The following is a 12,410-nucleotide window of genomic DNA, read 5'->3' on the forward strand; positions in this document are numbered from 1 at the left end:
TTAATCACAGAGTATTGTGAAAGTTTGATCAGTTTTTGCGGTCAAAGCTTTAAGCGGACTAGACAATTTTATATACTGGTGACTCATTATCTATCAATAATAAAAATATAAGACTTTTATGATAAAACTATTCAAACAAACAAGCGTAGCCTTGTGTGTATTGGCCTCACTTACTGCATGTAATGGTGAAAATGCTACACAAACTCAACAAGCACAAACGCAAGTAGCTCCAGCATTAACGGCAAAAGATGCGAATGTATTTCTTAACGCTACCGAAAAAGAATTAATCGCTCTGGGTATTGAGGGGAGCCGCGCCGAATGGATTTATTCAAATTTTATTACCGATGATACCGCTGCCCTATCAGCGGCAGCAAACCAAAAATCGACAGAAGCTGGCGTTCGTTTCGCTATGGCAGCAGCTAAATTTGACGATGTCGATGTTACAGAGACTCAACGTAGAAAATTAAATACCTTAAAGCAAAGCTTAGTTATGCCGGCGCCACAAGATTCTGAAAAGTCAGCTGAACTGGCAAAAATTGGCTCTGAACTTGGCGGCATGTACGGTAAAGGAACATACACGACCCAAGCTGGAAAAACATTGAGCTTAGGTGAAATGACTTCGACGATGGCAACATCACGTGATTACGACGAATTGCTAGAAATGTGGCAAGGCTGGCGAACAATTAGTCCAGAGATGAAACCTTTATTTGTTCGTCAATCTGAATTAGGCAATGAGGGTGCACAAGGGCTAGGCTACAAAGACTTAGGCGCCATGTGGCGTTCAAACTACGATATGCCTGCTGACGATTTCGCTAAAGAACTTGACCGTTTATGGGGACAAGTAAAACCCTTGTACGATGACCTTCATTGCTATGTTCGCAGTGAACTAGGCAAAACCTATGGAGAAGACAAAGTAGCACAAGACCAACCCATTCCCGCTCATTTGTTGGGTAATATGTGGGCGCAATCATGGGGGAATATCTATGAGTTAGTGGCTCCTGAGAATGCAGATCCAGGTTATGATGTTACCGAGCAGTTAGCTGCAAATAACTATGACGAAATTAAAATGGTTGCAGGGGCTGAAACCTTTTTTACATCTTTAGGGTTCGAAGCATTACCTGAAACATTCTGGACGCGATCATTATTTACTAAACCAGCAGACCGCGATGTTGTTTGTCATGCTTCCGCTTGGGATCTTGATGCAAAAGATGATATTCGCATTAAAATGTGTATTCAAAAAACCGGCGAAGAGTTCAACGTTATTCACCACGAACTTGGTCATAATTTCTATCAGCGCGCTTACCAAGATCAACCCGTTTATTTTCAAAATAGTGCCAACGATGGTTTTCATGAAGCGATTGGTGACACCATTGCACTTTCAGTAACACCTAAATACTTGAAAGAAATTGGCTTAATCGACACTATCCCTGACGAATCAAAAGATATTGGTTTATTAATGAAAATGGCGTTAGAGAAAATAGCCTTTATCCCCTTTGGCTTAATGGTTGATCAATGGCGTTGGAAAGTCTATTCAGGAGAAATTACACCAGAGAATTACAATACAGCTTGGTGGGAATTACGTCAAAAGTATCAAGGCATTGCTGCACCCGTAGCTCGTGAAGTTGATGCATTTGACCCCGGTGCGAAATACCATGTGCCTGGTGGCGTACCTTACAGTCGATATTTCTTAGCGCATATTCAACAATTTGAGTTTCATAAAGCGCTTTGTGAAATATCAGGTAATACCGATCCCATTCATCGCTGTTCAATTTACAACTCTAAGACTGCCGGTAAAGCACTTAATACCATGTTAGAAATGGGCTCTAGTCAGCCTTGGCAAGAAGCTTATAAAGTATTGACTGGGAGTAAACAAATGGACGCAACCGCAGTACTCGATTACTTTGCTCCTTTACAAGTCTGGTTAAAAGAGAAGAACAAAGGCAAGCAATGTGGTTTCTAATCTTTTAATGCCATTATAATTTTTATGAAAAAAGCCTGATAATTGACTTATCAGGCTTTTTTATTGGGGAGAATGGGAACTAAAATAATTACTTAAAGTATTGGATGACTTCATAGGTAACATTTAACAACGTCGCTTGCTTGATTTTTATTTCAGCGCCTTTGAAATTAAATAGGATATGCGCGCCTTGTTTATTTTCTATAGAAAAATCTTGGCTAAAAGTCGCTTTAGCCATGTTTGCTGAGTATTCAGCATAGTTAAAGTTAATTTTACCGTTTGATAATCCTTTATAAGAGAGTGTTTTTCTGAAATAGCCTTTCTCAGGTGTCTTACTTTTATCGCTAAAAATATTATAAGGGATATTTAAAGTAACACTTTCATCGCCAGCAAAAGTTCCCAATTCAAAATACCCATCTTTGTTTTCATCAAATAAACAAAATTTAACCAAACCATCATCATACTCAGCGTCATTAAAACAAGCGGCATTGCCTCCTGAGCGACTCATGCCTAACAAGGTGGTTTTTCCTTTGCTTAATCCTGGGTGTTCATCGTAAATAAACTTAATATGAGTAAGTAAACTAACAGACTGCGTTTTTTGTTCTAAGTAGCTACCTGACACTTTAGTTAATAAGTTATCACCTATGTCTACTGTAAATTCATCGGCTAACTCAGGGCTGTTCTTTTTAGCATTAACCACTATCGCGTCACTAGACAAGTTCAGATAAACAGGTAAAGAAGAACAAGCACTCACTATTACACTACCAGCAACCCAACAAACAACAGGTAAAAAACGCCTCTTTATTCTATTCATCCATAACCCTTTGTCCAAAAATAATAATATGATGAGTAAGGTAGCTTAAACCTAAACTTTACGTCAACCAATCTGTACAAGTAATTGCCTTAGATATATTTTATCAACACAGAAAGTAATATTTCAACCGACAGGTCTAAACTTAATAAAGGGAAGGTTTAATTGTATTAACAAAAACTAAAAAAAAGCGCTAATAATGAATAGCATTGAAAATTTTATCTGGGGTTGAGTTATCACAGAGAAATAACCGCACTAGTGCACGGTATTTAACAAGTTATCGCTTACTTTTAAGTATTTCTTAATACTTTTATTATTGCCCTTCAGGTCTTAAATAAGCCAAATCATCTTCATCGTCAGCATGAAAGTCATAGCCACCGTCAAAGTCGCCATTGAGCTCATTAGCAACAGTGATAGGCAGTTCTAATATCTCCTGAATATAAATAGAGAGATTTTCTTGTTGATCAATAATGCCCTTAAGTTCTGTGAACGTTAATAACTTTATATCTTGCAGGTAACCTTTAGTTAAAACTGATAATTGTTCAGTAAAACTGGCAATACACGTATTGACTTTAGTCAGTAGGGCCTGTTTATCTGTTTTGGTCAGATAAGTATTCAACTGCTCGTACAAACTCGTAGTAAAAACTTTTTTATCACTATCGATAAGTAATAAGGCAATGGCAGTGTTTAGAAATTTTTGTAATTCAAACAACAATACCTCTTCATCATCGTCAACAAGTAAAGTGGTTGCACAATAATCTGCGGCAATGCTTTTATAAACTTGTAATAACTTGGCACTTTTATAGCCTTCATTAACTAACGCTGTATGCATAACTCTGATATCAGTTGCATCATTGATGGCTAAAGCATAACGGCGAATAGATATTTCTTCGAAGTATGAAGGGGATATTGTTTTTAACTGGGCATACTTTGCCCAGCCTGCCCGAAAGCAATAAACAACACCTTGGCTTTTTAAGATTTCTTTTGCCTTATATGTATCGTTATCACAAAGGTCTAACAAACCTAAATTGCTCATTCCCAGAACAATTTCACAGCCTTTTTTAATTTGATCAGCATAAATTATTGATAGATTATCAGACGCTATTCTCAAAGACATATCAGATAACTGTTGTTTAGTTTTATGCATAAATTCAGGCGTAAAAAAACCTTCACTTTCCCCGTCTCTTAATACTAAAAGTAAAAACGGATAATTTCTTAACTCTGCAATGTTCATTGATGAATTCCAATCAATTAAAGCGGTGATTATAAGCTAAATAAATACGGTGGCGGTTTAGCGTTAAAGAGGCGCAAACATATCGTCGGTATCCATTTCTACAGCAGTCACTCTTTGTTTATTTGCATTTTGCTTTAATGCATTCTCTATATTATCGAGTGTGCCATTGGTACTAACCGTCATTACTTCACGATAAGCTTCTTCGCTTAAGGATTTTATTTTCATTAATAATTCTTCAATACTACCAGAGGTTTGCTCTTCATCTTCTTCAATTTCTGAAAAATCATGGCCGATGAATGGTAAAGACAAGTATAAAAGACCAAAGTCGTCTTCAACTATCGCCGTTAATACTTCTCGTTGTTTTTCTTCATCATCAGAAGAAAGAAATATTTGCGTTAACAAACTATGCGCTTCTGTTTGTGCACAAAAGACGTGGTCTTCATCAATATTTTGCCAGTAAGATGGTTCAACATTTAAGAGTTGTTTTATTGACTCAGCATCCATTAACCATGTGGCAATAGAGGGAATGGTGGCATCGTGCTCTCTGACAATTTTTGCTACCGTTAAAATATCCATCTCGGTTAACACTGCCAGCATTTTTTCGTCGCCGTGCTCAGAGGCAATCGCCTCTAATGAAGTGCCTGCACGTCTACCGCTGTGTTGTGCTTGTTCTATAATATCGCTAGCTAGAATTAATGCATTTTTTGTCAAGTTGATTCCTTAAAACTTATATTTATTTGTCGATTATTTCGGTTTTTAATGGTGAGTTAAACTTAATTACACTCTTATTGATTAAGCTTAGTAGTTCTCATCATAATCATTAGATTCATCGTCATCATCGACTTGAGCGTAATAATCTTCTTCGGCTTTTAAGGGCGTTGCATCATAACCATTATAGAAATGAATCAGCAAAATAGCTTTTTTCAAGTCGTCTTCAGCATGCGCCATTATTTCAGTAATACATGCTCGAGCATCAGCATGAACGCCGACAAAAGGCTTAACGTCAGCCCACTCTGGTTCATCGTTAAGCTCGATTGTCGATAAATTTTTACTATCGATTCTTACCTTAGTTGAGATAGCCATCGCCAATTGATCAACCATGCCATTAAATAATAAAGGCATTTGCTTTAATTGTTCAAACAAATTTGATAAATAATTTGATAATAGATCAGGATTTTCTGGATCCGATAATGAATTCATATTCTCTAAATACATAGAGAAATCATCCGTTAAATATTCGGGTAAGTTAGTTTGGGATTGCATACAAATCTCCTAGTAAAAAGGCTAATTCTGCGCTTGATTAAAGGCACTTTGCCAAAAAGAATCAGCAATTTCTCGCGGATCGGTTATCACCGTATAGTTACTTTTTAAATATAATGACCGTTTTTTTGGATCAGAAATAACATCATATGCTTTTTGAATAAGTTGAAACTGTTCTTTGGCTTCAACATTATCATTTCTATCTGGGTGATATTTATTGGCAAGTTTTCGATAAGCTTTTTTAATTTCGATGGTGGTTGACACCCTACTCACGCCTAACTGTTCAAAATAATCCATAAAATTTCAACTACCTTTAGCAAGACAACATAAAAATGACTGTTGACACAATTGGCGCAATTTTACCTTCGCTATTACATAATTAACATCATTATGTTTGCTTATTTTTCGTTTATATTAAGGTATAGGGGTAATCGATTAAAACTAAACGCAAATAATGTTGTTAGGGCTAACTTAAGCAACAGATAGAAACAGTTGCCGACTTTAGATTTTTATTATCTCTGGTCTCAAAACAGCTAATTTAACCAATATTTTATTTTGGGACTGATAAGAGATATCAACATCTTCCATCGCCTCTATTAACAACTCTACCACACGATTAAAATCAGCTTCATTGATATTCATACCGGTATGAATATCAATCATGCTATCGCCATTATACTTACAGGGACCATTAACCAAACCACACAGATGGTTGATAAAACCGTGCTTGAAATGTTTGACGCTCGATTTGGCAAAATAAGGCAGTATTGCTTTATCCTTGACAATTCTTTTTACAAAAGCATCAACAAGTTGTTCTATCCCTTGATGACCGCCAATATCTTGATAAAGTTCATCACTTGGTATTAAATTCTTACTACTACAGCCAAGGCAAAGTTGCAGGACTAGGACAATAAAAAAACCGCTAACATATTTAATCATTAATAAGATCCCGACAAAGATAAATACCAACCCTTTTGATCGGCTAATGCAGCTATAGTGCCTAAATTAAGATAGGCGAGGGTAACGTTCAAATGTTTGTTTGGGAACCAAGCAACAAAAACATCTTGCCAGTCGTCTTCTCCAAGACCTAAATTGTCTGGTTTATGGCGATATTCAGTGCCAATCGCCAAGTGTTTATTCATTAATACGGCTACTGACATTTCGGTTTGTAATGCACCATTACCTTTTGGGCCACTAAAACCGAGTAACCCCATTTCATTTGCTTTTGTGTAACGAGCAGTGGCATTCCATAACACGTTATAGCCGGCCAACAAACCTAAATGAAGCTTGCTTGCTGCTAAATAAATATCGGTACCTGTGTCATCTTTCGCGCCTAATGAAAAAGCAACATCGGCAGTTGATAGTGATTTGTGCTGTATACCTACAGATAATTGTGGCCAAGTGCTATAAACCAAATCACCGTACAAGCGTACTTTAAGACCTAAAATTTTTTGAGATAAGGTTAATGATAATGGGTCGACCTGAAAATTTTGCTTAGCAAATGAAAACTCGACACGGTCATAAAAATTAATTTGGCCTCCGCAGCTATTTAATTGAAAGTCTTTCAAGTTAGCCTGCGAACAAAAGGCAGAAAAGGCTATTTCGTCTTCCGTTGCATAACCCGCTAATTGCGCCCAAGGCACTAAACCACCGCCTCCTGAGCCCTCGACTTGAGAAACACCAGGGGTTGCTAATATTTTACCATTAGCGAAGCTAGTCATAGGTAAAAGAAGTAATATAAGGCTAAAGAGGCGATTCATAAGTTTTATACCATTCTATAAATTTTTCAGCGCTAACAGGTCTTGATAAATAGTAACCTTGTGCATAGTCACAATGAAAGTCATTTAATAACATTAAGCTTTCTTTGTTTTCAACACCTTCAGCTACCACACTCAGCCCAAGCTTATGACCAAGAGAGATAGTTGAGGCAACAATATCTTGATCTTTCTGGCATTGTTCTAACTTTAAAATGAAGGTTTTGTCAATTTTCAATTCATCGACAGGTAAACTTTTTAACTTAGCTAATGAAGATTGACCAATACCATAATCGTCGACTGAAATCAGAAAACCTAATGATTTTAGGTGAGATAAACGCGCAACAACTAATGCTTCGTTTTCGGCAATATCTCTCTCTGTTAATTCTAAAGTGATTTGCGATGTTGACACTTCGTGATTATTTACTGTGCTAAGTAAATAATCAACAAATTGCTCATTTTGAATATCTTGTGCGGATAAGTTAATCGCTACCTTAAAACGGTAGCCCATCTTATTCCATTGTTCAGTTTGTTGAATAACTTGTAGAATCACCCAACGTGTTAAGGATACAATCAAACCAGCCTTTTCAGCTAAATCAATAAACAATTCTGGGTTTACAAAGTTACCTTCTTTATTTATCCAACGAATTAACGCTTCAAGTTTATCAATTTTACCGGTATTTATATTTAATTTTGGCTGATAATTCATGAAAAGTGGGCTTACTTCACACTCAAGTGCCTCTTTTAACTCTTCTATTAAACGCAACTTATAAAGGTAAGCCTCGTCTTCCCCATCTTGATAAAATCGCAATAAGACCTGCTCTTGATAAGCTGAAGCAACTGCCATGGTTGAACGCCTGATCAATCGCTCCGCATCGACACCATGCTCTATAGAGTTGGCGACACCAAAATAAAGTGATAAATTAATTTTAATGTCATCAAGCCAAAAAGGACGATTAAGTTCACTCTGCAGTAACTCGATAAAATGTTTTATTTCATTGGTTTTCTGTATAGGAACAGCCAATAAAAATTCATCTGAATTAGTTCGCGCAGCAATAATATCGTGCTCTAAGTTATGATTTGATTCTTCAATATAAACTAAAATACGGGCAGCAATTTCTTTTAAAATATTATCACCATTAGTCAATCCTATGGTGTCATTAAGTGCTTTAAAGGCTTTAATATTAAAAGTAATCACCACTAAATGAATATCTTTATTAAAGTAGTCAGCTACTTTCGTTAATGTTTTATGGCGGTTATATAAGCCGGTTAATATATCGCGCTCTGCCTGATAAACAATTGACTGCTCACGATTCTCAATAGCTGCGCCCATCAATGAAAATCCTTGATAAAGTTCGCTAAACTCAACAGGCAAACGGTTGGCCAATTTAGGAACATTAAGTTCACCGCGGCCAATTTTTTGCGTGACTTCCATTAAAATATGTAACGGAGTAGATAAGCCTCGAGATAACAGGCGAGAAAAGGTGATAGCAATAACGATGACAATCACCGCGATTATTAACATAGAAAAAATCAGGCGATTAAAATCACTTTGAATTTGTGTTAAAGGCGCAGACAAGATTGCTTTTATATCTTTAGAACCGGCAAAGTTGATGGTTTTGTGGAAGTAATCTGCACGTGTTAGCAATAAGTTTGGCGACTGTTGTTTAGTGCCTTGTAACAATTGTTTTATAATGTCTTCACGTTCGATACTTGACTCAATCAGTTGATTGTTTTGCACTAATGTTAAGTCTAAAGCGATGAGGTCTTTCAGTTTTAATAGTGAAACTTGGTCAAATTCAAAGCCAATCACGGTGTAAGCAATAACTCTTGGTGCCTTAACCGGGACAACAATAACTTGATAAACTTTATTTTCGATACTGAGAATTTGAGCATGAACCTCCCTAAAAGGAAGTTTAGTAATATTTGCTTGAATTGTTTTTTCATCGAATGAGTGTAATGAACTGGTTGTTGATAACTTACCTTCTAAGTCTAGAATCAACATCAAATCAGCATTGATACGTTTACCGTGATTGAATAGAACACTCTCCACAGTATTTTTGTCGCGAGTCGCTACCGCTTGTTTAAAACCAAAGTCGGCGGCTAAAACACTGGCGGTAGTCGTTAACACTCGCTCTTGCGACCTTAATGTTTGGTCGAGTACGTTTTGAGCAAAATACATTTGGCGTTCGATTTGGTTTTCGGCATAATCAGCAAACCTAAACCAATTACTCCCCGTTAAAATAATCACGGTTAATAAAATTAAACTGGTTAATAGCCAAGTAATTTGTGCTTTAAAACTAAACCTAGTGTTCATGGAAAGCTAACTCTTCAAAACTGCCTCTTGCTTGAGGTGCATTTACGCTTATGGTGATAAAAATTTCATTGTTATCAATCATTTTTTGATCAACGGTTAACAGGGTATGTTTTGTTAACCCTGCAGTGCTATTAGGATGCCAAATTTTTAATTGGGTATTTAACGCTAATGGTTGCGTTAACAAGACCTCTCCGTTGGTATCACTTAAGTAGGCATTATTTTCATCTGAAACATAAATATAGCCGACCATAGCATCATGAATATTGCAGCCCATAACGACAAGACCTTTATCTTCGAAACGAACTGGACTTTTAGGCTTACCTGAATACAATTTTAATTCAAATGTTTTAGCTAGCGAAAAAGAATAAACATGATGTCTAATATCATCTTTATTGGGAAAGCTAACCTGACTATTAACCGGCACAACTAAAACATGAGGGGAAAATTGTTTGTTTATTTGATCCATTACGTAAATACGATCATCGATTGATTGATTTATAACGGGTTGAGGTATGACATATTCAATAACAGCATCGGGCAGAGGATCGTTATTTTGATCAACAATTTTTATAAGTGTTTGGCTAAAAGCAGTTTCAATGAAGACTACTGAACAGAAAGATATAACCATAAACAATCGAAACGTAAACATTATCATGATGACCTAAAATAATTTTTTTTCGGCTTTAAATCATACCTGTACATATGACAAGAGTCTAATTTTATTAAGGTAATAATCAATACATCCCCTGTTAACGTTGTAATAACTTATACTTAACGATAATAGTAATGTTAAAAGACTTAGCGGTTTACCTATTAAGCATCAGTAAAAATAATCGTTGTCATCAGTTTAATAAGTCGCTGTAAAAATGAACAATATCCTTTGCATGTGTATAAATATAAGTAAAAGAGCATTAGGGGATCACTTGGGAAATAATCATAAGCTATAGCAAAATAAGAGAATCACTTGGGGAATAATCATAAACTATAGCAAAATGAGCGAGTTACTTAGCTATAGCTTGTCTTGGTGATTTTTACTTACACAGTTACAACGCAAACGTCTAAAAATTATTGGCCGTTTAAAACAACTTAATTATCAATTAAACCCAGCAAACCTTTTTTGACAAAGCTAGGTAAGGCGAAGGCAGCAGAGTGAAGCGGTGCATTATAATAATCAAAACTTAAGCCTGACTTTTCAACCCGTTCAGCGTTAAAATCATTAATAGGATGGTATTGCTTAGATGCAAAAGTAAAACTCCATAAGCCGCCTGGATAAGTTAAATTACTAAAACTATACAAGTAAGTTTTAGGAAAAACATTGTTTAATACTTTCAATAGCGATTGTTGAATATCCATGGCATACCAAGAAGACTCTCCCTGAGCAACAACGATACCGTCATCGGCTAAACAGTTAAAAACATCTTTATAAAATGCTTCGCCAAATAAGGGTTGAGCCGGTCCAATCGGATCAGTGCTGTCAACAATAATAACGTCAAACTTCTCAGTGGTTTCTTTAACAAATTGCACACCATCACCAATGATAAGATCTATGCGTTCATCATCGAGTGCTGAAGCGGTTTGTGGAATGTGCTCTTTACAGGCGTCAACAACCATCACGTCGATTTCAACCATAGTACATTTTTTTACTGATAGATGACGAATGACTTCTCTTGCCGTTCCACCATCACCACCACCAATCACTAATACATTTTTAGGGTTAGGATGCACAAACAAGGGCACATGGCTTATCATATCGTGATAAGCAAATTCGTCTCGCTCGGTGACCATAATCAAACCGTCATTTAGTAACATTTTACCATGACCTTTAGTTTCAACAACATCAACGGTTTGAAATTCACTTTTCCCCGAGAAAAGTACTTTTTCTACTTTAAATTTAATCCCCAAAAAGTCTTCAAACTTTTCTTCTACCCATAAATTAGAGTGCATGGTTTTCTCCTGAAATATCAATCATAATTGGCTCAGCAAAGACTGTCTGTGGCAGAATATAGTTGGCAAAGTTTACTAAATAACCATTATCAAGCTTTTTACAAACACGTGATTTACTCACATATTGTGTTGGAATTAACACCCTTAATTTTTGCTCAAAAGCTTGTTCATTAAAGCTCATTAAATCAAAAGATTTGGGTGCCAGTATCTCTAAAAGTTTTGGCGCAAGCAAAAGTAAATCTATATTCGATTCAAAGCTAATATAACTACTGTCCATTTGAGGGGTCACATGAATGGTTAAATATTGCTGTTCGTTAATCGCATTAAGTGAATAACCGTAAGGGGAAAAGACAAAATCATCAATAATAAAGTCAGGTAGAATACTATCAATACACAAAAATTGACGAATTTCTTCAGCTGACAAATTAGCTTGTGTTAAATGTTTCGAAGCCTGCTCACTTATTTGATAGGCGAGTAACTCGTAGGTAATGTCATCAGTATCAGCAGTAAAGTCGTTATCTAAATGAAAAACGTAGTTGTGGTGACTGTCCATTTCACCAAAACGATAAGCCTTACCCGGTAAATATTGATTAATTAATTTGATATCATCACCAAAGCAGCTAGGCTGGGCGTTTGAAAAATATTCGTTCTTACGCTGATAAGTAAGCTGTTTAATCACTTTTGTGCCAAATTTTTGAATAAAAAACTCTACCGCTTTAACTAACTGCGTTTCACCACAGGTTAATATTAATATTCTATCTGACCAGACAAATAAACTCGACTCGGACAGTAAAAAAGCTTTGCAATACTCATTTTCAATCGAAGATAGTATTTGAGCTTGACTACGATGAACTAACGCAGACCAAAATCCATCGTCAATGTCGTTAAGTAAAGAAAGCTGTTCACCATCGATTAAGATTTCAGCTTTTTTTTCTGATCCCTCAAAAAACATAACAACTCCTCATTAAAAAAACAGTGCGTCATTTTACAAATTATTTCATTTTTATCAATAAAATAATGTAGCTAACATCAAGAAAATAAACAACAAGCTTGCCATCCAATAGCCCTCCTTTTATTCACAACTCTATATTTTATAAATAAAACTATACATTTAGCCTTTATTTTGGATAATT

General features: G+C 36.0%; 12 protein-coding genes. 1 reads left to right on the top strand and 11 read right to left on the bottom strand.

All coding sequences use genetic code 11. The features are described 5' to 3' along the window. Positions 1–118: 118 nt before the first annotated feature. A complete protein-coding gene (locus H4J67_RS08610) occupies positions 119–1,960 on the top strand; it encodes a M2 family metallopeptidase (protein ID WP_182203479.1) in 1,842 nt (613 codons plus the stop codon). 88 nt (positions 1,961–2,048) lie between these two features. On the opposite strand, the gene H4J67_RS08615 is transcribed toward H4J67_RS08610, so the two are convergent. From H4J67_RS08615 to H4J67_RS08665, 11 genes are all read right to left on the bottom strand, one after another. Then, complete coding sequence (locus tag H4J67_RS08615) at positions 2,049–2,771, bottom strand: hypothetical protein (protein WP_182175727.1); 723 nt, start codon at positions 2,769–2,771, stop codon at positions 2,049–2,051. A 310-nt stretch (positions 2,772–3,081) separates the two neighbouring features. Beyond that, positions 3,082–4,002, bottom strand: a complete 921-nt coding sequence (locus H4J67_RS08620; RefSeq protein WP_182175726.1) for a hypothetical protein — start codon at positions 4,000–4,002, stop codon at positions 3,082–3,084. A 63-nt stretch (positions 4,003–4,065) separates the two neighbouring features. Beyond that, entirely contained in the window at positions 4,066–4,713 is a 648-nt protein-coding gene (locus tag H4J67_RS08625; RefSeq protein WP_070376444.1) for a hypothetical protein, read from the bottom strand. An 87-nt stretch (positions 4,714–4,800) separates the two neighbouring features. Beyond that, entirely contained in the window at positions 4,801–5,265 is a 465-nt protein-coding gene (locus tag H4J67_RS08630) for a hypothetical protein (RefSeq protein WP_182203481.1), read from the bottom strand. A gap of 21 nt (positions 5,266–5,286) precedes the next feature. Further along, positions 5,287–5,559 (bottom strand): DnaJ domain-containing protein, encoded by a 273-nt coding sequence (locus H4J67_RS08635; RefSeq protein WP_182203482.1) that lies wholly within the window; start codon positions 5,557–5,559, stop codon positions 5,287–5,289. 204 nt (positions 5,560–5,763) lie between these two features. Further along, a complete protein-coding gene (locus H4J67_RS08640; protein ID WP_182203484.1) occupies positions 5,764–6,201 on the bottom strand; it encodes a group 1 truncated hemoglobin in 438 nt (145 codons plus the stop codon). After that, entirely contained in the window at positions 6,201–7,022 is an 822-nt protein-coding gene (locus H4J67_RS08645) for a DUF3034 family protein (RefSeq protein ID WP_182203486.1), read from the bottom strand. Before H4J67_RS08645 ends, H4J67_RS08640 begins: the two co-directional genes overlap by 1 nt. Then, positions 7,006–9,333, bottom strand: coding sequence for an EAL domain-containing protein (locus H4J67_RS08650; RefSeq protein ID WP_182203487.1), 2,328 nt, complete (start codon positions 9,331–9,333; stop codon positions 7,006–7,008). The genes H4J67_RS08645 and H4J67_RS08650 overlap by 17 nt, the downstream gene beginning before the upstream one ends. Beyond that, positions 9,323–9,961, bottom strand: a complete 639-nt coding sequence (locus H4J67_RS08655) for a methylamine utilization protein (RefSeq protein ID WP_182203489.1) — start codon at positions 9,959–9,961, stop codon at positions 9,323–9,325. The genes H4J67_RS08650 and H4J67_RS08655 overlap by 11 nt, the downstream gene beginning before the upstream one ends. 458 nt (positions 9,962–10,419) lie before the next feature. Beyond that, complete coding sequence (speE, locus tag H4J67_RS08660; RefSeq protein WP_182203490.1) at positions 10,420–11,277, bottom strand: polyamine aminopropyltransferase; 858 nt, start codon at positions 11,275–11,277, stop codon at positions 10,420–10,422. Continuing rightward, complete coding sequence (locus tag H4J67_RS08665; RefSeq protein ID WP_182203492.1) at positions 11,267–12,229, bottom strand: adenosylmethionine decarboxylase; 963 nt, start codon at positions 12,227–12,229, stop codon at positions 11,267–11,269. Before H4J67_RS08665 ends, speE begins: the two co-directional genes overlap by 11 nt. Positions 12,230–12,410 lie beyond the last annotated feature (181 nt).

The organism is Colwellia sp. BRX10-4, from assembly GCF_014077465.1.
Lineage (GTDB): Bacteria > Pseudomonadota > Gammaproteobacteria > Enterobacterales > Alteromonadaceae > Colwellia_A.